Here is a 22,797-nt window from a genome sequence, read left to right on the forward strand (position 1 = left end):
ATGACTGCGAAGATTCAGCTCATCTCACCGGTCGATGGCCGGGTCTACGTCGAACGCCACTGTGCCGATGCGGCGCAGATCGAGCAGGCGCTGGCGGCAGCCGCAACCGCCCAGGCGCACTGGAAACGCCGGCCACTGAGCGAACGCGCTGCTTTGTGCAGCGCCGCCGTGGACTCGATGCTGGCGATGCAGGCTGAAATCGTGCCGGAGCTGGCCTGGCAGATGGGCCGCCCGGTTCGCTTTGGCGCTGGCGAGTTGCGCGGCTTCGCAGAACGTGCCCGGCATATGATCGCCCTTGCACCTGAAGCCCTGGCAGCGCTGGAACCCGCGCCTGTCGCAGGTTTTCGGCGCTATATCAAACGCGAGCCGCTGGGTACGGTACTGGTTATCGCACCCTGGAATTACCCCTACCTGACGGCGGTGAATACGATCATCCCGGCGCTGATGGCCGGCAACAGCGTGATCCTCAAGCATGCCACGCAAACGCTGCTGGTCGGCGAACGTTTCGCCGAGGCCTTGCGCCGCGCCAATTTGCCCGAAGGCCTGTTCCACAATCTGCTGCTTGACCATCAGCAGACCGCCGCAATCATTGCCTCAGGCCGGGTGCATCAGGTGAACTTCACCGGCTCGGTCGAAGCCGGCAAGGCCATGGAAAGCGCAGCCACGGGGCGCTTTCTCGGCATGGGGCTGGAACTCGGCGGCAAAGACCCGGCCTACGTACGGGCAGACGTCAACCTTGAGCATGCGGTGGAAAACCTGGTGGACGGCAGTTTCTTCAACTCCGGGCAGAGCTGCTGCGCCATCGAGCGCATCTATGTCGATAAAAAAATCTACCCGGCCTTTGTCGAGCGCTTTGTCGCCTTGACGGGCCAATACGTACTAGGCAACCCACTGGACGAAGCCACCACGCTCGGCCCGCTGGTTACACCCGGCGCCGCAGAATTCGTTCGTGGGCAGATCGCCGATGCACTGGCACAGGGCGCCAGGGCGCTGATCGATCCAAAGGCCTTTGCCGCCGACGCGCCGGGCAGCGCCTACCTTGCGCCGCAGGTACTCGTGGACGTCACCCATCAAATGGCGGTGATGCGCGAGGAAAGCTTTGGCCCGGTGGTCGGCATCATGCCGGTTGCCGGCGACGACGAAGCCATCGCCTTGATGAACGACAGTCAGTTCGGCCTCAGCGCCTCCCTCTGGACCCAGGATCTCGCTGCCGCCGAACACCTGGGCAACGAGATCGCCACCGGCACCGTATTCATGAACCGCTGTGACTATCTGGACCCGGCCCTGGCCTGGACCGGTGTGAAGAACAGCGGACGCGGCGTAACGCTGTCGCGCCTTGGCTACGAGAGCCTGACCCGAGCCAAATCCTTCCATCTGCGCCACGAGGTCTAGAACATGAGCCTGACTGGAAACTGGAACTACCCCACGAGCATTCGCTTCGGTGTCGGCCGCATCGCCGAGCTGGCCGAGGTCTGTCGCAGCCAGGGTATCCAGCGACCGTTGCTGGTCACCGACAGTGGCCTGGCGCGCGTCCCGATCACCACGGCGGCGCTGGACGCCTTGCGCGCAGCGGGTCTTGGCGTAGCGCTGTTTTCCGACCTCAAGCCCAACCCGGTCGAAGCCAACCTGGCGGGTGGGCTCGACGCCTGGCGCGCCGGCAAGCACGACGGGGTGGTCGCCTTCGGCGGGGGCAGCGGCCTGGATATGGGCAAGCTTATCGCCTTCATGAGCGGCCAGACCCGACCGGTCTGGGATTTCGAAGACATCGGCGACTACTGGACCCGCGCCGACGACAGCAATATTGCCCCGGTCATTGCGGTACCGACCACTGCGGGGACCGGCTCCGAGGTCGGCCGTGCGGCGGTGATCATCGACGAACGCACGCACACCAAACGCATCATCTTCCACCCGAAGATGATGCCGCGGGTGGTCATCAGCGATCCGGCCCTTAGCGTCGGCATGCCGGCAAAGGTCACCGCCGGCACCGGCATGGATGCTTTTGCGCATTGCCTGGAGTCGTACTGCGCCCCGGGTTTTCACCCGATGGCCGACGGTATCGCGGTGGAAGGCATGCGCCTGGTGGCCAATGCCCTGGTGCGGGCCGTACACACACCCTCGGACCTTGAGGCGCGAGCGCAAATGCTCGCGGCTGCCGCGATGGGCGCCACCGCCTTCCAGAAAGGTCTGGGCGGGATGCACGCGCTCGCACATCCGGTGGGAGCCCTGTACGACACCCATCATGGCATGACCAATGCCACCTTGATGCCCTATGTCCTGCAGTTCAACCGAGCGGCTATCGAGGAACGCATCACCCGCCTGGCGGCTTACCTGCGTCTGCCCTCCCCGGGTTTCGCCAGCTTCCTGGCCTTCGTCCTCAAGCTGCGCAAGGACATCGGCGTACCGCATACGCTGTTTGAACTGGGCGTGGATGATCGGCAGGCCGATCTGATCGCCGACATGGCCATTGTCGACCCCTCTGCCGGCGGCAACCCGCTGCCATTGACCCGCAATGGCGCGGCAGAAATTTTCGACGCGGCTTATCACGGCCGTATCTAGAGCAGTCGTCTGTCCATGGCCAAGGCCTGAACACGCAGCATGGACAGGTTTGATCCGTTAGAGACAGGAGCAGTACGACAAGGTGTTGAAGGCCAGTCCATTGCGCAACGCATGCGCAAATGGATCTGAATCAAAACCTGAAGGGGCATACATAATGAATCCAGCAAGCCAGCCCGGCACCAGCACGCCGCACGACGACGACGTCAAGGTGTTGCACAGCATGGGCTATGCCCAGCAACTCTCACGACGAATGGGCGTTTTCTCCAACTTTGCCATTTCCTTTTCGATCATCTGCATCCTCTCGGGCGGCATCAACTCACTGGCCCAGGGCACCTCGGGCGCGGGCGGCGCGGCAATCGGCATCGGCTGGCCGATCGGCTGCCTGATCTCCGGGGTTTTCGCCATGGCCATGGCGCAGATTTCCTCGGCCTACCCCACCGCTGGCGGCCTCTATCACTGGGGCTCGATTCTCGGTAACCGTTTCACCGGCTGGCTGACGGCCTGGTTCAACCTGCTGGGGCTGGTAACGGTGCTCGGCGCGATCAACGTCGGCACCTATTACTTCTTTTTCGGGGCCTTCGGACCGGCCCTGGGAATGGAAGATACCACCACCACACGGATCATTTTCCTGGCGATCCTGACCGGCATCCAGGCCTTGTGTAACCACTTTGGCATCGGCCTGACCGCGAAGCTCACTGACTTCTCGGGCTATCTGATCTTCGCCACGGCAATCGCCTTGACCATCGTATGCCTGATCGCCGCGCCCAGCTATGAGTTCGCCCGGCTGGTGACTTTCGGCAACTATTCCGGCGAGACCGGCGGCAACGTATGGCCAGAAGTGTCCAATGGCTGGGTTTTCATGCTCGGCCTGCTCTTGCCGATCTACACCATCACCGGCTATGACGCCTCCGCGCATACCTCCGAGGAGACCCGAAATGCAGCTATATCAGTGCCGGTCGGGATGGTCATGTCGGTGGTCTGGTCGCTGCTGTTTGGCTGGCTCATGCTCAGCTCGTTTGTATTGATGCTGCCGAGCATGGACGAAGCGGCGACCCATGGCTGGAATGTGTTCTTCTGGGCGATGGACATTCAGGTGAACCCGACCGTCAAGATTGCGCTGTACCTGGCGATTTTCATCTCGCAGTTCCTCTGCGGCCTGGCGACCGTGACCTCGGTCTCACGGATGATCTTCGCTTTTTCCCGTGACGGCGGCCTGCCCTGCTCAAAAGCCCTGGCCGGGGTTTCACCCAAGCATCGCAGCCCGGTGGCAGCGATCTGGACCGGCGCCACGCTGGCGGTGCTGTTCGTCTGGGGATCGTCCGTGATTTCGATCGGCGAAACCCCGGTCTACACCATTGTGGTGTCCTGCACGGTGATCTTCCTGTTCTTCTCCTTCATCATTCCCATCATCCTGGGCCTGTTCACCTTCGGCACCGCTAAGTGGCCGACCATGGGGCCGTGGAACATGGGGCGCTTTTGGTATTCATTCTTCGCCATCCTCTCGATCCTCTCCATGGTGCTGATCTTCATCATCGGCATTCAGCCGCCGAACGATTGGGCGCTGTACATCACCCTTGGTTTTCTGGTTCTGACCGCCATCGTCTGGTTCGTCTTTGAAGCCCGGCGCTTCCAGGGCCCACCCATGGGCGAGATGATCATCAAGCGTCAGGCCGAAATCGCCGCGGCTGAAGAGGCATTGAATAGACAAGCGGGAAGCTGATCGGCACGGTCAGTTAACGCGATTCTTCCGTCTGGTGACATTTGTGGCGAGGGAGCTTGCTCCCTCGCCACAGGGAGTGTGCCCGCACGTTGCTGTTCGTGACATTCGACCCTCACCGGGTTTTACGATAAGTACCTATCAGCTCGGCCTGCTCCAGTATATGGCCGCGCATGGCGCTTTCCAGTTGCGCCTTGGTGGGCAGCTTCAGGTCCGGCAACACCGTGTCCAGCGCGTAGAGCTTGTGAAAATACCGATGGGTGCCAATCGGCGGACAGGGTCCACCGTAGCCAATTCTCTGCCAGTCGTTGAGCCCCTGTAGCGTGCCGGGCGGCGGCGTGTGCAGGTCTTCGGCCAAGCCGGTTGTCCCTGCGGGCAAGTTATAGAGCAGCCAATGTACCCAGGTCATCTTCGGGGCCGCGGGATCTGGCGCGTCCGGGTCGTCCATGATCAGCACCAGACTCTGGGTGCCTGACGGCACACCACTCCAGGCCAGCGGCGGAGAAACATCCTTGCCCTCGCAGCTGTAAAGCGCCGGCATCGGACCCTGGGCAGGAAAAGCGGGAGATTCGAGCACGAGTGGCATGGCGGTTACCTCTTTGAAGGGTGGTTGACAACAGACTCGATGCCGCGCGCGGGCTCTACTACCCCCGCTGACAAGCACTATAGTTGCGCCACGGCGCACCACAGCAACCCTGGCCCATTTGTTATAGAAAGTATCAGGCTAGATCGCCACAGAGGGTCTGTAAACCCAAGCGCCTGGCCAGTTGCGCCTGACGTCAGGCATGGATTCCAGGTCCGGCTTTAGTGTTCTGCCGTACTGATTCGGGATGGCCATGAAAGGCTAGGCCAAGGGATTCAAGGCGAGCGGCCAAGGGAGGCAGGCATTGGCTGCTGCGCGTCAGGGTGGCGATGTTATCGGCGTTGGTTTCAGCAATCGTCTGAACAGCCAGCAGGCGGTTGCTGATGTCCATCGACGCCCTGGATTGCTCTTGAGTCGTGGTCGCGATCAAGTCATTGCAGCGGTTGATACTGGCGATGTCATCCACCACGGCGTGCAGCAATTGCGAAGCACGCTGGCTGGCTGACACGCAGCGCTCGACCCCTTCGCGGCTGTCGTGCATGGCCGTTGCTGCTTGCCGGCTACCTTGCTGCAGCTTTTCGATAATGAGCTGGATTTCGGTGGTCGAGGCCGAGGTTTTTTGCGCCAGGCTGCGAACTTCCTCGGCCACCACGGCAAACCCGCGTCCCTGCTCACCCGCCCGTGCTGCCTCGATGGCGGCGTTGAGCGCCAGTAGATTGGTTTGCTTGGCGATGCCGTTGATCACATCCAGTACCTGGCCGATCTGCTCCGCCTGGTCCGCCAGCGCCTGCACCGTTTGATCGGTGGTGTTGATGCGCACCGCCAGCTCAAGAATGTCCTCGCGGGTCTGGTCTACGGTAGTGCGTCCCCGGCAAACCTGGTCACTGGCCTGACCCGCACTGTGTAAGGTCTGGCCAACATGCCCGGCGATATTCTCCATGGCCTGGACCATACGGCCGATCGCCCCGCTCATTTGCGCCACCTCATCCAATTGGTGCTGAGCGCCATGCTCCAGGGTATGGCCAACCCGGGACAGATCGCTGCCCAATTCGCCCAGACTGCGGGTGTCACGTACGACACCATCGACCAGGTTGGAAACCTGCTGAAGGAAATGATCAAAACGCTGCCCCGAAGACTGTTTGACACCCTGAGCCTGACTCGAGTCGGACTCATTGTTCAGCTGGGCTGCCGCGACCAGGACCTTGTCGAGCACGTCCTGGTTTTCAGTGGCGTCGGCCAGGCTCTGTCTCGCCAGATAGATGAGGATGGCGCTTTCCACCACCACGTAAAAAGCGTGCAGAAATATCATTGCCCAGCCACCATGGGCCTCCATCACAAACACCGGAAAACCCTGGTGCTGAAGCCAATGAAACACCAGGTGATGGACGGCGATAGTGGCGGCCGCAACCACAATCGGTAGCCAGTCTCGATAGAAAGTCAGCACCGCAAGCAGTACGAAAATCCCGAAGTGAATTTCTATGACACCCCGGGATTGGTTGATATGCAGAGCGGCCATGACCATCAACCCCACTGCGATCAGGCAGCGCATCCAGCGGGTTCCGACCAGTACCCGATAGACTGAGGTGATCAGCAGGCATGTAGTACCGCCTACCCAGATTGCCTGACCGAAGGTGGAATGCCAGAACGCCAGACCCAATGCATAGAGCAACGTCAACCAGAGTAAACCCAGCATGATCCGATCGGCTTTACGGTAGTGACTGGTAAAGCGAACGGCTGATGTCATGCCTTTTACTCCTTGGAATACGAAGAAATTCCCCCCTGTGACCTGGGTGGGTTCCACGAACCTGTCGTCGCGCTGGATAAAACTGTAGCCGATGCGCCGGAGATAGTGGCGTTTTGCCACAAATCATTTACGGCCATGGAGTTGATCCAGCCCCTCCTCCCGATCTTTCTCGCTGTGGTACCTGCCCGATCAGCCAGACAAGTGCATTAACCTGGTTAAACTATTCTCATTTCCAAATATAGTGTTTCTGATACCAGGCAAGGTTATCCAGGGTCACCCGCTAATCCTCGATAACACTACTGTCACTCATTACCGCCCGTTGTGAGTATTCCACTCTATAAACACCTTCCGATCTTTACAGTTCGCGCAGCCAGGGGCACTAACAAGAGGCTCGACCGCCACCGTGAAAGCATTATAAATGGCCTGCCAGCAACATAATTTTCACAAATTCGTGACATATTTTTCTTTGCTCTTCGCAAAATATACCGAGGCTTAGATACCCGCCATGTTCCTTCCGCGCACGTCTTAACCCGTGAGAGCGGCGGCTATTGCGTGTTCCTTGGTTGCCTGGATTTTGACATGGAGTAACTAATGAAGGTTACAGTCTTCGGTACCGGTTACGTCGGACTAACGCAGGCGGTTTGTCTGGCGGAAGTCGGGCATTCGGTCTGTTGCATCGATGTAGATACGTTGCGAATCGAGTCGTTGAACAAAGGGCACTGCCCGATCTTCGAGCCAGGGCTGCCGGCATTGCTGGAAAAGAACCTGGCCTCCGGGCGCCTGACTTTTACCACTGACAGCGTTTGGGCAGTCGATTTCGCGGACATCATTTTCATTGCTGTAGGCACACCCTCTGCGGCAGATGGTAGCGCGGATCTAAGCAATGTATTCGCAGCAGCCGATACCATTGCGACACATGCCAGAAACGCCAAGATCATTGTCAACAAGTCGACCTCGCCAGTGGGCACCGTCGACAAACTTAAAGCCGGGATCGTCAAGCGCGTCGACGGCGCCGGATTAAATGATTCCTTTCATGTAATCAGCAATCCGGAGTTTCTCAAGGAAGGCTCGGCCATCAATGATTGCATGCGCCCGGAGCGGATCATCATTGGCGGCGCCGACGACTCGGTCGTGGAGGTCCTCAGAGAGTTGTATCAACCCTTCAGTCGCAACCATGAGAAGTTTATTGTCATGGATGCCCGCAGCGCCGAACTGACGAAGTATGCCGCCAACTGCATGCTTGCCACCAAGATTTCGTTCATCAACGAAATGGCCAACCTGGCGGAACACCTGGGCGCAGACATCGAGATGGTCAGACGCGGGATCGGTTCGGATTCGCGGATCGGTTATGACTTTATTTATCCAGGCTGCGGATTTGGCGGGTCGTGTTTTCCCAAAGATCTCAAAGCGCTTAGAAAAACTGCGCAGGACATAGGTTTTGACCCTCGTTTGCTGCAAGCGGTAGAAGAGGTCAACAGTCACCAGAAGCATCGACTGTTTGAAAAAATCAGCCAACATTACAAAACGTCCTTGAGCAATAAAACCTTTGCTGTCTGGGGATTGGCATTCAAACCTGATACCGATGACATTCGCGAAGCCTCCAGCGACGTGCTGCTCAGATCTCTGTGGAAGGCCGGTGCCCGGGTGCAAGCCCATGACCCCCAGGCCATGACCGAGGCGCAACGTCTTTATGGGGACCGTAAGGATTTACTACTGATGGGCAACAAAGAAGAAACCTTGAAAGGGGCCGATGCCCTGGTAATCGTCACCGAATGGCAGGACTACCGAGTCCTCGATCTGGAACGAGTCCCCCAACTGCTCGCCGATCGCGTGGTATTCGACGGCCGCAACCTGTTTGACCCCACTCACCTTGCGGCGGCGGGACTGGCCTATTACGGGATCGGACGCGGCCGGACGAATCACGCATGAGCATACTCATCACCGGCGCAGCAGGTTTTATTGGATTTCATACCGCCAGGCGCTGCTGCGAAGAGGGGCTGGACGTAGTCGGCATCGACAACCTTAACGATTACTACAGCGTCGAGCTCAAACAGTCGCGTCTGGCGCAATTGGCGATGTTCACCAACTTCCGCTTCAAAGCCATGGATATTGCCGATAAAGCCGGACTGCTTGAGTTGTTCGAGGCTCATCGCTTTAGCGAAGTCATTCATTTGGCTGCGCAGGCTGGCGTTCGCTATTCGATTGACAACCCTGACGTTTACGCTGAATCCAACCTCATCGGTTTTCTCAATATTCTTGAAGCCTGTCGCAACTTCAAGCCGAAACATTTCATCTATGCATCGAGCAGTTCAGTCTACGGTTTTAACGCCAAGTTGCCGTTTTCCGTCGATGACCGCACCGATTGCCCTGTTTCTTTCTATGCGGCCACCAAGCGCGCCAATGAACTAATGGCGTACAGCTACGCGCACCTCTATGGCATTCAAACCAGTGGTCTGCGCTTCTTTACTGTTTATGGACCCTGGGGGCGTCCGGATATGGCGCTGTTCAAGTTCACTCAGGCGATCTTGAACAAGCAGCCGATCGATATTTATAACGACGGGCTGATGTCGCGCGACTTCACCTACATCGATGACATCGTCGAAGGCATTGTCCGTCTGCGGCTGAAACCGCCGTCCTGGCCTCCGCACCCTGAGGCCGGCAACTCACCCATCGCAGTGCCGAGCAAGGTCTACAACATAGGTCGCGGCGAGCCGGTGAAGTTGCTGGACTTCGTCGACTGCCTGGAATCGGCTATAGGCGTCAAGGCACAACGCAATTATCTACCGATGCAAGCGGGCGATGTCGTACAGACATGGGCCGATGTATTGGCACTCGCCCAGTGGGTTGACTTCTCCCCGAGGGTATCGGTTGAAGCCGGTGTGGCAGAATTCGTGAAGTGGTACCGGGACTATTACCAGGTATGAGCAGTACCATTGTTGTAAAAATAATGTCCCTGGGGAATTTATGAGCGACAGCATCTACGTATCCGTGTTGATTCCGGCCAAAAACGAAGCGAATAATCTGACACCGCTTCTGGAAGAGATTCGCAGCGCACTGGCCGATGAGTCCTATGAAGTCATTGTGGTCGATGATGGCAGTACCGATAACAGTATTGGCGAATTGCGCGCACTGAAAAACAGTGGTTTCAGCCAATTGCGGATCCTCAGCCATGCCCGCTCGCTGGGGCAAAGTACCTCCATTTACCACGCCGCGATCGCGGCACGCGGTCACTGGCTGGCGACGCTCGACGGCGACGGTCAGAACGACCCTGCGGACATCCCCGGGATGCTCGCGCTGGTGCGTGGCAGCGAAGGGCTTGCCGGAGGCGTCAAACTGGTGGCCGGCCACCGCGTCAACCGTCGCGATACCGCCAGCAAACGCTGGGCCTCGCGCTTCGCCAATGGTCTGCGCAGTCGCCTGCTCAAAGACTCGACACCCGACACCGGCTGCGGCCTGAAGGTGGTGGAACGGGCTGCTTTTCTCAACCTGCCCTACTTCGACCACATGCACCGGTTCATTCCAGCGCTGATTCAGCGTCACAACGGGCGGATGGTCGTGCATCCGGTCAATCATCGGCATCGCGGCGCTGGCATCTCGAAATACGGGAACCTTGACCGCGCGCTGGTCGGCATTCTCGATCTCGCGGGTGTGTGGTGGTTGATCAGACGCACCCGTCTGGATGCAACCGCGCAGGAGGTCGAGGGATGAACATCAGCAGAGAAGCACTGTGGCTGGTAGTCGGCTTTGCCGGGCAACTGGTGTTTACCGGGCGCTTTGCCCTGCAGTGGCTCTATAGTGAATACAAAAAGCGCAGCCTGATTCCCGTGGGCTTCTGGTATTTGAGCCTGGTGGGTAGCGCATTGCTGCTGGCTTACGCGATCTATCGCCAGGACCCGGTGTTCATCATTGGGCAATCGTTCGGTTTTGTCGTGTACCTGCGAAACCTGCAATTGATCGCGCGTCACAAAGACCTTAAGGAATAGGCCGGTGCGTACACCCTTTTCACCCAGGATCGAATGCCTTGGACTGGTCATCCTGTCTCTGTTGCTGTTGGGTGCCGGCCTGGGCATGAGACAACCGATCAATGTCGATGAAGAGCGTTTTCTAGGCGTTGCCCTGGAAATGCTGCAAAGCGGTTCCTGGTTCGTTCCGCACCGTGCCGCGGAGATCTACCCCGACAAGCCGCCACTGTTCATGTGGACCGTGGCGTTTTTCACCGTGCTGACCGGTCTGCCAAAAGTTGCCTTGTACTTGCCGGGGCTGATCTCCGCGGCGGTTTCGACCGCCTGCCTGTATGACCTGGGGCGGCGTTTGTGGAACCGTCGCATCGGCAGGATCGCGGCCCTGCTCTTTCTGGCGACCTATCAGACTTACAGCATTCTGCGGACCGGGCAGATCGACAGCTTTCTCTGTCTCTGGATCGCGCTGGGGATGTATGGGCTAGTTCGGCATCTACTGCTCGGCCCGGCATGGGGCTGGTTTTACCTGGCCTGCGCGGCGATGGGGTTTGGCATCATCAGCAAGGGCGTCGGCTTTCTCCCGGCGCTGATGTTGATCCCCTATGCGTATGCCGTGCACAAGAAATGGCCCGGTGTCGTGGCCATGCCCGGGCACAAACGTGCCTGGCTGCCGGGCCTGCTGGTGACACTGGCGGCGATCGCGCTCTGGCTGCTTCCGCTGGTGTTGTCTGTCGCTGTGCAGAGCAGCGCGGATGGCGTGGAGTACCTGAAAAACATCCTGCTGCATCAGACCGCTCAACGTTATACCAGCGCCTGGGCTCACCAGGAACCGTTCTGGTACTTCTTCGTCAAGGTCATTCCCCAATACTGGCTACCGATGTTCCTGGCCTTGCCCTGGCTGGTGCCGGCCTGGCGTCGCCAGTTGCTCAAGCACGATGGTCGGGTGCTGGTCTTGCTCGGCTGGGTAGTGCTGGTGCTGTTGTTCTTCTGCCTGAGCAGCGGCAAACGCAAGCTCTACATCTATCCTGCCCTGCCCGGGCTGGCGCTGGTCGCCGCGCCGCTGGTGCCCTGGTTGCTCCACCGCTGGTTTGGCCAGCGACCGCGAGCCCGCAAGATCTTCACCACGGTGGCGGTGATCTGGTTCTGTGCCTGGTTCGCTCGCGGCTTCATCGAACCGCTCAAGGATGGCGCCAACCCTCACGAAGAGCTGATGCGGCAAGCCGCCGAGGTGACAGGAGGCGCTGATCTGGTACTGGTCGGCTGGCGTGAAGGTCATTGGCTGTTCGCGCGGCAACCCATCGTGCATTTCGGTTTCACCACTTCCGACAGCATCGATCAGGCCGCTCAATGGTTGCGCGATCACCCCCAGGCATTCGCCCTGGTGCCCGCCAGCAAGATCGCTAAATGCTTTCTGCCGGAGAAGGCGCGCAAAACGCTCGGCAAGACCTCTCGCGCCGTGTGGCTGGTGGTAGGTGCCGATGCCGACAATGGACAATGCCACCCCCTGCTTCCCCCACGGGTCTACCGCTTCGCGTGGGACACACCGATTCTATGAATTCCTGCTAAAACCATAAAAACAGTCGACGATGCCCCAGGGATTCCTGGTGAATGGAGAGGTAACGGATGTTACTTGAAACGGTAAAAGATAATCGTGGCCATGAGAAGCCGCGCGTGAAACCTCGACATGGCTCATGGCTGCGACGGCTCGGGTGGTCGCTGGTGGTCCTTGGCCTGATCGTTTTGTATACCGCCTCTTCGCAGTTTTACTGGCATCAACAAGTGTATTTCTACCTGCAGAACCGCTGGACTGGCGATACCGCGCCTGGCAAAAACATCTGGCTGCCGGATTACCATTTGGTGATTGACGGGAAACCCGTGGAAAGCACCCTGCACAACCTGTCCGGGATCACTTATGACTATGATCGTGATCGCCTGCTGGCGGTTACAAATGGTTCACCGATGGAACTCCTCGTTCTGAGCAACACAGGTGAAGTACTTGAGCGTTATCCGCTGGCCGGCTTTAAAGATGTCGAAGGCATCACCTATATGGGTAATGGTCGAGTGGCATTGGCCGATGAAGGTCTTCAGCAGCTGGACGTTATCGACCTGCCGGCTGCGGTACGTCCGATTCAGGTCGAGGAGGCACAATTCATCGCCCTGACGATCAATTTGAGCCACTCCAACAAAGGCTTTGAAGGCGTTACTTATGACGCCGCAAAGGATCGCCTGCTTGCGATCAAGGAGCGCGACCCCCGCCAACTGTTCGAAGTCAACGGCGTCATGAAATCCATCGACGGCCCGTTGCAGATCAAGGTCGGGGACCTGACCTCGTGGATCAATCAAAGCGTGTTCGCCAGGGATCTGTCCGACGCTCATTACGACCCCGGGACCGGCCACCTGCTGATCCTCAGCGACGAATCGAAGTCGCTCATCGAACTGGATGGTGACGGTAAGTTCGTCAGTTTCCTGCCCCTGAGAAGCGGCGTTTCGGAACTCAAGGACAATGCACCGCAAGCCGAAGGCGTAACGATGGACAGCTCGGGCAACCTGTATGTGGTCAGCGAGCCCAATCTTTTCTACAAGTTCCAGAAGAAGAAGTAACCGCTGCACCCAACGCCTGACACCTCGGCCCGGCCAACCTGCTCAGTGACATTTCGCCGGTCACTGATGGCAGGGCTCGGTAGCACCTGAAATGGAACCGCGTATCTGCATCCTTGCCCTGAAAAAAGCAGCTATCGTGTCGATACTGGCCTATCGAAATGACCCTGTTTTTTCGTTTGGTCCGGGAAAACCAGGCGGGGGTGAACGTGGAAGACGTCGATAACTCAAAAGTCCTTCAACAAGAGTATTTCCACCTGCAAAGCGCCATCGATGCGTTCGACTCCCGCGCCCTGACAATAAAAGCCTGGAGTGTGACCTTCGGCTTCGCCACCCTTGTGGGATCCGCACTATTCAAAGAACCTGCTGTCTCGTTTGTTGTATTTATCAGCGGCTTGTTATTCTGGTGCATTGAGGCCAGTTGGAAAACATTCCAGGATGCTTATTACCAGCGGGTCAAGGTGCTTGAAGCCTATTTCGAGAAACCCACCGGGGAATTGGTTCCACTTCAAATACATCGCGCCTGGAACAAGGCATACAAGGCAAATCGCGCATCCACCTTTGCCAAGGTGTTGTTTTATCCTCATGTCATGTTGCCTCACGTGGCTGTTGCACTGTTCGGCCTTGTTTTCTATGTTTATTTCCCGGTCAACCATGAGCTCCCCGCTTCAGTCTTCCCCATCATAGAGGGCTCACAGGCAATGACGCTGAAGGATCTGATAATGATCATCGTGGCGGTGATTGGCGTCCCGGCCGCGCTACTGGCCGCCTGGAAGGCGCTGGTCGAATTCAGGGTCGGGAATACTGAAAAACACAGGGAGAATCGCCACAAACAGGCGAGTGCGGCTAAAGATGAGCTCAAATCACTGTTCTCTGACCCGTTGGCCCACGCAGCCATGAAGATGACTGACTGGACAGGTCGCTACTACTTGATAGATGGAACTTCGGTCCCGATCCTGACCGAAGACGTCATTTCCGGACTTCGAACACATAATCTGAACTTCAGCAGAAAAGAACTCTTTATACGCGACTGTTTCGAATCATTTTTTGATCATGTGCTGATGATCGAGCATCTGGTTTCCATAGGCTATATCAACTATGAAGAAATAGAGGTCCCGCTAAAATATTATGCGAGTAAAATCGCCTCGAGCCTTCACATCTACAATGACTTCCTTACTGACTATGGCTATCAGAAAGCCAAGGAACTATTCCTCCGGGCAGCGGGCGTCACTCCCCCGCCGCCGACAAACGTTTGATAGTAAACAGGGCACTCAGGCATCCCGCCCCTCATGCACCAAGCGGAACATCTCATCGATCTGCGAGTAACCCTGCGGGCTGACCCGCCAGTATTTCTGGCCCTCTGCGCTCGTCAGGAAACTGCGTCGTCGCTCCAGCCGTTCGTCGCCACCCACGCCTTTCAATATTACATAGCGCACGTTGCCGCGAGGGCCGATCAGCACGGTGGATCCCCCTTGAAAGGTAAATGCCGGGCCCTGCCCGGAGGCCTTTACATGACGCTTCTGAGTGACTTCCGCCACCAGGTCGAAGGTCACGCTCTGATCAGGACCGACTCGACGCAAGGTGCGGATCGACTGGACGCATGGCAGGCTGACGCTGTCGCCCTGCAAGCGCGGGTCATCCGCGGCGACCAGGCCGAACTCGGCCAGGTGTTCGGGCCTGCTGACATACATCCCCAGCACACCGGCCTGGCGGCGTAGTTCCTGGGGGCTGGCGCAATGGGCCGGGTCCCCTTCGAAACGCAGGGAGGCGAAGTCCAGGGCTGACACGAGCGGCAGGTCTATCCGTGGCGGGCGCCATAACAAGGCGTCTTCCGAGAGGCTGGTGACAGTGCGCGGGTAAATATTATGCCGCCGGAAGCTATCGATGATCGCGCCTCGGTAGTCCCATGTGTCATCCGGCAGCACGTCGTAATCGGCGGTGATGAGCGCCCGCAGGTAGTCGCCGAAATTGATTGCCGTGGGCGGGCAATAGTCGATGGCGCGGATGCAGATGGTGAGGAACTGCCGGGCCAGCTTGCTGGCCTTTTCTGCCAGCAGTACTTGCAAGTCGTGGGACATGTCACCGGGCGGGAGTATCCCGCAACCGTTGGTGGCGAGGCGAATGTAGCGTGCGCTCTTGCGCTCGAAGATCTGCGCAAAGGCTTCGAACAGCGCAGTGACCAGTATCGATCCCAGTTCATGTATTTCCAGGTCCGGCTGGTATTGTCGCGGCTGCTCGAAATTGGTTTCTATCGCGTTGCGTAGCGCACCGTTCTTGCCGGTGGTGTGACCAAACTGCTGAGCCAGCTGGGTCAGCAAACTGGTCTGCAGCAGATTGCCTTTGCACCTGCGGATCGAGGCAATCAGCACTTCCCGGTAACTGAAGTGTTGAAAAATCGCCACCAGATCGGCGAACGCTTCATGGAAGGCCGGCACGTCCGCACTCAAGGGCAGGCTGAAGCATGGGCGCAGGCCATCGAGCAGCGCATGGGTGACTTCATGGGAGATGATGTCGTGGGACAGACACGTGAAGACGTAGCCCCCCGGCAGTGATCGATCGCTGGGGGTGGCGCTGGCTTTGAAATAACCGAAGCGGATCTCGCCGCCCTGGCGGGTTTTGGTGTAGTAAGCGTTGCAGTTCTCGCCGTAATGCGGATGCAAGGTGAGCGGTACTGGCTTCTGTTCATTGCCGAATCCCCAACCCGGGTCACGTCCCAGCGCCAACTTGAAGGCCATGTAGATGCTGCTGCTGACGGCATAGACCATCTGCTGATGAAAGCGCGGGTCCGACGGCGAAGGTTCATAACCATTGGCGATCAATACCCCGAGCTCATTCAGGTCAGCCTGGCGATACTCCAGGCCCAGCTGGGTGTTGCGATGCTCGACCCGGAACAGACAGCCGCTGAGCCCGGCGTCGAATCTTTCGAAGGGCACATTGATGGTGCCGATGGCGCCCTCCAGGCGTCGCACCGAAGGGTCCACCGTATAGATCCGCAGCGGTCGGTACAACGGGTCTGCGGGGGCCCGCTGATAGGGTGGGCTCGGTAACCAGCCGAATGACTCCGCCAGGCAGAAGTCGACCCCTTCGCCAGGGCGCTTGGGCTCCTGCGCCACGATCGGTTACCTCTTGCCCGGTTGACTGTTCAGCTGTTGCAGTAGCTGCAGGATCTGCATCAGCGCGGCATTCTCCGAACAACCCGACTGTCGCCCCGGACCGGCTGCCGTGACACTCTGCAGCGGCTGCAACAGCACCGCACCTTTGGCGTTGTCGTTGCAGTCGAGCTTGGGGTGCTGACGGGCTTGCGCGCCGAAATCGCCAACCACCCGCTGGGTGAACTGCTCATGGGTGATCTGACTACCCTCGTCGAGCACGCGGGTGGCGCGCAGGGTGAACTCACCATGGCCGTCGCTTTCCCACGCCACCTCATCGTCCTGGCAGGCGGCGAACTTGATATCGCGCATGCCCTGCGCGCCGCCACTGTCGATGGCCCGCGAGAGGCCGCCGTGGGCCTGGCGAAAGAGCGCGTGGGCGCGGTTGATTTCCTCGGTAGGCGGCACGAAACGCTTGCGAGCGTCTCTGCCCAATGGTCGCTGATTGACGCCACCGACCGCAAAACGCGTATTGCTGCCCGAATGGCAGCAGTCCATGAAGCAGGTGAGGTTCACCCCATCCGGCAAGCGGGCGAAGATCTCGGCGATGTCATCGTCGATGTACAGCGCGCCCGTGGCAAAGTCCACCGGACACAGCGCTTCGTCATTGGCATCGTCTTCGTCGCCATTAAGGTCGGTGACAAAAGTCCCATGGCCGGAATACTGGATGACGATGACATCCCCGGCCCGCGAGTCAGTGACTATCTCGCGAATGCTTCGGTCGATCGCCTCGCGGGTGGCCTGGCCGTTGAGCAGCATCCGGGTGGAAAAGCCGCGCTTGCTCAGTGATTGCGCCCACATCTGCGCATCGGCGACACAGCCGGCAAGCCGATGTTCCGGTTCGGGGTAATCATTGATCCCGATGCACAGCGCCATGCGCCGGCCATCTGCTGCCACTGCAGACGAGCCGACGGCCTGGAGCGAAACCGCAGTCGGCGCCACCGCGTAGCGCGTCGGCGGTGCAATCGAGGCGTTCTGGCGCCACTGTTCGAAACCCTCGGGCCAATCGACCTCATCGGTCCATGCCCGCGGCCGGGACAGCGCTTTGGCCCGCGGATAGGGGTTGATCCGGCCGGCATCCGGCAGGCCAAGAATGCGCAGCAAGGCGCTGTTCATGGTCACCGGGTCATCATCGAAGCCGCCATGGGAGGTGGACTGGCTGGCCGAGCGCCCGGTGTCGGAGGCTGACTGCGACCAAATGACTTCACCGGGCCCGCTGTTCTTGCCGTCGAGATTGAACAGCTGCTTGAGCACAGGATCATCGCGCAGGCTCTCTTCGAGCCCGAGAATCGGCGTGCCGCGCTTTTCTTCCAATGCATAAAAAATCAGGTAGAGCAGCGACTTGCGGTAAACCCCGGCGCAGTCGTCGTCCTTCTCGAAGTGTTTTTTCATGGTGAAGATCGTGACCTTTTCCGCCACCTCACCCTTGTGCAACAGGTCCAGCAGGTGCTGCTTGAAGGTGTCGACTCGCACCGCCGGTGCGAGGAATTGCAGGGTGGCTAACTTCGGTACTCTGAGGTGGTGCGCGGCGGTCAGGAAATGACAATGAAAAATCGAGCCGGCACTGTGACCCATCGCATGCAGTTCGACACTCTCGGGATGGGCGTCACAAAATTGCTTGAGCTTGCCAGCCACGTACCAGGCCCCACCATCGACCGGCTCGGCTGCCCGTTCGGCGCTGAACTTCATCCCGCCCCAGATGCTCTCCCCGCCCAGGGATCGCGCGGCACCTTCGATCAGCAGGTCCGAACTGAAGTCGGCCAGATCCCGGGACGCGCCCGGCCAGGCGCGCTTGAGCAGACTGCCGATGGTCTCGAAAAAGCCGGTCCGCCAGATGAAATAGATCGGATAAACTCCATTGCTCAGCCACCACGCCATATGTTTCTGGGCAATTTCCAGGCCGGCGGACTGCGAAATCAACCCGCCGTGGGCATAGAGCAACACGCGCAGCTTGCGATTCTCCCGCTTCGCCACGGCCAGCGCCTCGACCAGATGCTCCTCGAAAATCGCATCGACATCGGCCGCCGAAGTCGTGACCTCACCTTCGCTGGTAAATCGTCCCACGGTGAGGTTGACCAGGTGCGGCTGCAACGCGGCCAGTTGCGCGGGGGTCAACCCGGCGCCGCGCGCAGTTGCGGATGGCTCTCTCGGTTCATCGGTGGACCGCGCCTCGTGCTCATCGTGAGCCAACTCCGCATCCGCCGGGTCGGTCCCCCTGGGCGTGCGCGACAGCGCGTCAATGGCATCGCGCAGGACATAAGACTGCTCAGAGGGAAAGGGTCCCTCCTCCGATTCACCGAGGCCACGACTCTGGTCCTGGCTGGCTATCTGCTCGCGCAGGCTCTGCACTTCGGCAAGAATCTGCTGGTAGTCGAGGCTGTTGCCCGGGCACGACTTGCTCGACATCGAACTATGAAAGCGCAGGCTTTCCAGCGGCAGGTGGAATTGCTCTTGAACCAGGGCCACCACCCGCAATGCCGAATCGCGTTGCTGACCATCGAAGGGGTCACGGCCCTGGTCAAAGTCCCCGATCATCTCGAACATGAACGGGCCAAACGAGGCATTGCCGTTATGCCCCGCCGCACTCGCCGGTGGCTGGTTCCAGTTACGCCCGAGCCAGATGAAGCCTTGCGGATCGATGGTGATGTGCTGGGCAATATCACTCCAGCCATTGGTCTGGGTGTGAAACCGCCACATGCCGACGATCGTTTCATGCCCTTTGAAATCCCGTCGGCTCGGTCGCCAGGTGTGATGCATGTGCACGGCATTGATTTTGCGGCTGAAGGGATATTGAGCAAGCAGCTGTGTGAACTGCTCCAGGCTGAGCCTGATAAAGGTGGGCGTCGACATGCTGGAAAACCTCTGAGGCAAGGTACTCAAGATGACACTGAAGGAAACTCTAGGTGGGAATGGCACTTTGTCCACTTATAACCAGGCACGCCGATGAGTGCCGGGCGATCCGTAGCAACTGCCGAAGGCTGCGTTCGAGGAATGTGCAAGCCAGAGGTTCCCGATTGACGGGCATATAGCTGGCAAAGTCCCGAACTGCCCCAAAACAAACCACCGCCAAACCTGCATCGCACCTTTCTGGTTCAATTCACAACGCTCGGAAGTGGCCGGGAGCGAGCCGATGCCAGTCAGGTAATACCGGGGGTCTTCAAAAGATCGCAGCCTGCGGCAGCTCCTACACGGGGATTGCGTGCATCCGTTGTTTCATCGGAGAGCCGGCTCGGCCGAAACTGGCATGGAACGTGCTCTACACCTTGTACACCTGCCGACATCTACGGCGGGGTCTCCTGAGTGGTCATTGTTGACCACCGGCCTGCAAAGGCACGGGACGACGGGCGAACCGGGCAACGTGGCCGCGGCTATTCACCCAAACACACACGAATGAATACCAGGCAAAGGCGCCTGGAGCTGCTGGTCGGCTCCAGGCGTTTTTTTTTGGGTTTTTTTTGGCCATGCCAAGGCAGCGGCTTCGACTGAGGAAAGGCAATGAACGCTATCGTCACCCCGATCAAGAGCGAAACATTGGTGGTCATCGGCAACGGCATGGTTGGTCATCATTGCGTCGAGCAACTGATCGAGCACGGCGCCCTCGCCCACTATCACGTCCATGTGTTCGGTGAAGAGCGTCAGCGTGCCTACGACCGCGTGCACCTCTCGGAATATTTCGGCGGCCGCGATGCCGAGTCCCTGGCCCTTGGCGAGGCCGATCTGTATGCCCGCCACGGCGTGCACCTGCACCTCGGGGTGCAGGTCCTGGAGATCGACCGCGAGCGCAAAGAAGTGGTCACCAGTGCCGGACGCCAGGCTTACGACCGCTTGGTGCTGGCCACCGGTTCCTATCCGTTCGTGCCGCCGATCCCCGGTGCCGAAGGACGTTCACGTCTGGTCTACCGGACCCTGGACGACCTCGACGCGATCCGCGAGGCGGCCGCCAATGCCCGCCGTGGCGTGGTGGTCGGCGGTGGCCTGCTCGGCCTTGAAGCCGCCAATGCGCTGAAATCCCTGGGGCTGCAAGCCCATGTCGTCGAGTTCGCTCCACAGCTGATGCCGGTGCAACTGGACGCCTTGGGCGGTGAAGCGCTCAAAGCGCGAATCGAGGCGCTGGGGGTTGGTGTACACCTCTCGCGGGCGACCAAGGAAATCGTCGTTGGCGAAGACTATGCCTATCGCATGAACTTCAACGACGGCGAGTTCCTGGAAACCGACCTGATCGTGTTCTCCGCCGGTATCCGCCCACAGGATGCTATCGGCCGCAGCGCCGGGCTGGAAGTGGCCGCTCGCGGCGGGCTGGTGGTCGACAACCATTGCCGCACCAGCGACCCCGAGATCTTCGCCATCGGCGAGTGCGCGTCCTGGAACGGCAGCATATTCGGCCTGGTCGCGCCGGGCTACAGCATGGCGCGCAACGTTGCCGCGCAACTGGCCGGTCAGCATTACGAACCCTTCACCGGCGCCGACATGTCGACCAAGCTCAAATTGCTCGGGGTCGATGTCGGTTCGATCGGCGACGCCCATGCAGCCACGCCGGGTGCCAGGAGCTACCGGTTCATCGACGAAGCCAGCGCCAGCTATCGGCGCCTGGTGGTCTCTGCCGACGGCAAGCACGTGCTCGGGGCGGTGCTGATCGGCGACAACAGTTACTACGACACCCTCCTGCAGTACGCGCAGAACGGCATCGCGCTGCCCAAGGATCCGTCGGGCCTGATCCTGCCACTGTCGGACGGCGCGCCGACACTCGGCGCCGATGCGCTGCCGGATAGCGCGACACTCTGCTCCTGCCATAACGTCACCAAGGGCGCGGTGTGCTGCGCGATCGACGCCGGTTGCAGCGATCTGGGCGAACTCAAGGGCAAGACCAAGGCCGGCACCGGTTGCGGCGGTTGCAGCGCGCTGCTCAAGCAGGTCTTCGAACACGAACTCAGCGCCCGTGGCGTGGCCGTCGACAAGAGCCTGTGCGAGCACTTCGCCCATACCCGTCAGGAGCTCTATGCGCTGGTGCGGGTGGAAGGCATCATCAGCTTCGACGAACTGCTGACCCGCCACGGCCGCGGTCACACCGGCTGTGATATCTGCAAACCAGCGGTGGGCTCGATCCTCGCCTCGTGCTGGAACCAGCCGATCATGGATCCGGCGCTGGTGTCGCTGCAGGACACCAACGACACCTTCATGGCCAACATGCAGAAAAACGGCACCTACTCGATCATTCCGCGCATTGCCGCCGGTGAAATCACCCCGGACAAGCTGATCGCCCTCGGCGCCGTGGCGAAGAAATACGACCTCTATACCAAGATCACCGGTGGCCAGCGCATCGACCTGTTCGGCGCCCAGCTGCATGAACTGCCGGACATCTGGGGCGAGCTGGTCGAGGCCGGCTTCGAGACCGGTCACGGTTACGGCAAGTCGTTGCGCACGGTGAAATCCTGCGTCGGCAGTACCTGGTGCCGCTACGGCGTGCAAGACAGCGTGGGCATGGCGCTGCTGCTGGAGAACCGCTACAAGGGCCTGCGCGCGCCGCATAAATTCAAACTGGCGGTGTCCGGCTGCACCCGTGAATGCGCCGAAGCGCAGAGCAAGGACATCGGCGTGATCGCCACCGAGAAAGGCTGGAATCTCTATGTCTGCGGCAATGGCGGCATGCGTCCGCGTCACGCCGAGCTGCTCGCCACCGACCTGGATGATGCAACCCTGCTGCGCTACGTCGACCGCTTCCTGATGTTCTACATCCGCACCGCCGACAAACTGCAGCGCACCTCGGTCTGGCGCGAAAGCCTGGAAGGCGGCCTGGACTACCTCAAGCAAGTCATCATCGAGGACAGCCTGGGCCTGGCCGCCGAACTGGAATCGCAGATGCAGCTGGTGGTCGACCGTTATGAATGCGAATGGGCCAACGCCATCAACGACCCGGAAAAACTCAAGCGCTTCCGTACGTTCGTCAACGACAAACGTGGCGACCCGGACATTCATTTCGTCAAGGAGCGCGGCCAGCGCCGGCCGGTACACGCCAGCGAACTCCACCTGATTCCCGTTACCGAGGAGGTGCTCTGATGAGCCAGTCAAACGTCGTCCGTATCGAACCGCAACGCGCCAACCAACATCCTGCACTGTGGCAGGCCCTGTGCAGCCGTCAGGATCTGGTGGCCAACTCCGGCGTCGTTGCCTTGCATGAGGGCGCCCAGGTGGCGCTGTTTCACCTGCCTGATACGCAAGGCAAGACCCTCTACGCCATCGACAACCGTGATCCGAAGTCCGGCGCCAATGTCATCGGCCGGGGCATCGTCGGCAGCCTCAAGGGCGAACTGGTGATTGCCTCGCCGCTGTACAAGCAGCACTTTCGCCTCGAAGACGGCAGCTGCCTGGAGTATCCGGAGCAGCGCCTGCGGGTCTGGCCGGTGCGGCTGAACGGCGATGTGGTGGAGATTGGCGTGAGCAGCGCAGGTTAGCTGACTGCCCTGTCGCCCTCGTTAACAGCACTGGAGAGAACC

16 protein-coding genes are annotated in these 22,797 nt (G+C 59.6%); 12 read left to right on the top strand and 4 right to left on the bottom strand.

Going from position 1 to position 22,797, the window contains the following annotated elements; genetic code table 11:
• The 3 genes from AC3IUA_RS15985 to AC3IUA_RS15995 all read left to right on the top strand — a co-directional run bounded on the left by AC3IUA_RS15985 (position 1) and on the right by AC3IUA_RS15995 (position 4,276).
• Positions 1-1,392 carry an aldehyde dehydrogenase family protein gene (locus AC3IUA_RS15985; protein WP_489355241.1) on the top strand — a complete coding sequence of 464 codons (1,392 nt, stop codon included), beginning with the start codon at positions 1-3 and terminating at the stop codon, positions 1,390-1,392.
• Positions 1,393-1,395: 3 nt separating this feature from the next.
• The gene (locus tag AC3IUA_RS15990; RefSeq protein WP_489355243.1) at positions 1,396-2,556 is read left to right on the top strand and encodes an iron-containing alcohol dehydrogenase; all 1,161 of its coding nucleotides are present in this window, start codon (positions 1,396-1,398) and stop codon (positions 2,554-2,556) included.
• A 154-nt stretch (positions 2,557-2,710) separates the two neighbouring features.
• Positions 2,711-4,276, top strand: coding sequence for an amino acid permease (locus AC3IUA_RS15995; protein ID WP_489355245.1), 1,566 nt, complete (start codon positions 2,711-2,713; stop codon positions 4,274-4,276).
• 112 nt (positions 4,277-4,388) lie between these two features.
• Here the strand turns inward: AC3IUA_RS15995 and AC3IUA_RS16000 are convergent, their stop codons facing one another.
• The gene (locus AC3IUA_RS16000; RefSeq protein ID WP_489355247.1) at positions 4,389-4,859 is read right to left on the bottom strand and encodes a YbhB/YbcL family Raf kinase inhibitor-like protein; all 471 of its coding nucleotides are present in this window, start codon (positions 4,857-4,859) and stop codon (positions 4,389-4,391) included.
• Positions 4,860-5,052: 193 nt separating this feature from the next.
• Complete coding sequence (locus AC3IUA_RS16005) at positions 5,053-6,600, bottom strand: methyl-accepting chemotaxis protein (RefSeq protein WP_489355249.1); 1,548 nt, start codon at positions 6,598-6,600, stop codon at positions 5,053-5,055.
• A gap of 591 nt (positions 6,601-7,191) precedes the next feature.
• Between AC3IUA_RS16005 and AC3IUA_RS16010 the strand changes: the two genes are divergently transcribed.
• The 7 genes from AC3IUA_RS16010 (at position 7,192) to AC3IUA_RS16040 (ending at position 14,413) form a co-directional block, all read left to right on the top strand.
• Positions 7,192-8,529 carry a UDP-glucose dehydrogenase family protein gene (locus AC3IUA_RS16010; protein WP_489355251.1) on the top strand — a complete coding sequence of 446 codons (1,338 nt, stop codon included), beginning with the start codon at positions 7,192-7,194 and terminating at the stop codon, positions 8,527-8,529.
• A complete protein-coding gene (locus AC3IUA_RS16015) occupies positions 8,526-9,524 on the top strand; it encodes an NAD-dependent epimerase (RefSeq protein WP_489355253.1) in 999 nt (332 codons plus the stop codon). Before AC3IUA_RS16010 ends, AC3IUA_RS16015 begins: the two co-directional genes overlap by 4 nt.
• A 40-nt stretch (positions 9,525-9,564) precedes the next feature.
• The gene (locus tag AC3IUA_RS16020; protein ID WP_489355255.1) at positions 9,565-10,308 is read left to right on the top strand and encodes a glycosyltransferase; all 744 of its coding nucleotides are present in this window, start codon (positions 9,565-9,567) and stop codon (positions 10,306-10,308) included.
• On the top strand, positions 10,305-10,583 hold the full coding sequence (locus AC3IUA_RS16025; RefSeq protein WP_489355257.1) for a lipid-A-disaccharide synthase N-terminal domain-containing protein: 279 nt from the start codon (positions 10,305-10,307) through the stop codon (positions 10,581-10,583). The genes AC3IUA_RS16020 and AC3IUA_RS16025 overlap by 4 nt, the downstream gene beginning before the upstream one ends.
• A 4-nt stretch (positions 10,584-10,587) precedes the next feature.
• Complete coding sequence (locus tag AC3IUA_RS16030) at positions 10,588-12,114, top strand: ArnT family glycosyltransferase (protein WP_489355259.1); 1,527 nt, start codon at positions 10,588-10,590, stop codon at positions 12,112-12,114.
• A 68-nt stretch (positions 12,115-12,182) separates the two neighbouring features.
• Positions 12,183-13,160: an SdiA-regulated domain-containing protein gene (locus AC3IUA_RS16035; protein WP_489355261.1), complete on the top strand. Its 978-nt coding sequence runs from the start codon at positions 12,183-12,185 to the stop codon at positions 13,158-13,160.
• A 158-nt stretch (positions 13,161-13,318) separates the two neighbouring features.
• A complete protein-coding gene (locus AC3IUA_RS16040; protein ID WP_489355263.1) occupies positions 13,319-14,413 on the top strand; it encodes a hypothetical protein in 1,095 nt (364 codons plus the stop codon).
• 15 nt (positions 14,414-14,428) lie between these two features.
• On the opposite strand, the gene AC3IUA_RS16045 is transcribed toward AC3IUA_RS16040, so the two are convergent.
• Both AC3IUA_RS16045 and AC3IUA_RS16050 read right to left on the bottom strand, forming a co-directional pair.
• The gene (locus AC3IUA_RS16045; RefSeq protein WP_489355265.1) at positions 14,429-16,270 is read right to left on the bottom strand and encodes a hypothetical protein; all 1,842 of its coding nucleotides are present in this window, start codon (positions 16,268-16,270) and stop codon (positions 14,429-14,431) included.
• A 6-nt stretch (positions 16,271-16,276) separates the two neighbouring features.
• Positions 16,277-19,156 carry a caspase family protein gene (locus tag AC3IUA_RS16050; RefSeq protein WP_489355267.1) on the bottom strand — a complete coding sequence of 960 codons (2,880 nt, stop codon included), beginning with the start codon at positions 19,154-19,156 and terminating at the stop codon, positions 16,277-16,279.
• Positions 19,157-19,801: 645 nt separating this feature from the next.
• Between AC3IUA_RS16050 and nirB the strand changes: the two genes are divergently transcribed.
• Both nirB and nirD read left to right on the top strand, forming a co-directional pair.
• Positions 19,802-22,360 carry a nitrite reductase large subunit NirB gene (gene nirB, locus AC3IUA_RS16055; RefSeq protein ID WP_489355269.1) on the top strand — a complete coding sequence of 853 codons (2,559 nt, stop codon included), beginning with the start codon at positions 19,802-19,804 and terminating at the stop codon, positions 22,358-22,360.
• Positions 22,360-22,755, top strand: coding sequence for a nitrite reductase small subunit NirD (gene nirD, locus AC3IUA_RS16060; protein WP_489355270.1), 396 nt, complete (start codon positions 22,360-22,362; stop codon positions 22,753-22,755). The genes nirB and nirD overlap by 1 nt, the downstream gene beginning before the upstream one ends.
• Positions 22,756-22,797 lie beyond the last annotated feature (42 nt).

Source organism: Pseudomonas sp. KH_050 (assembly GCF_057838875.1).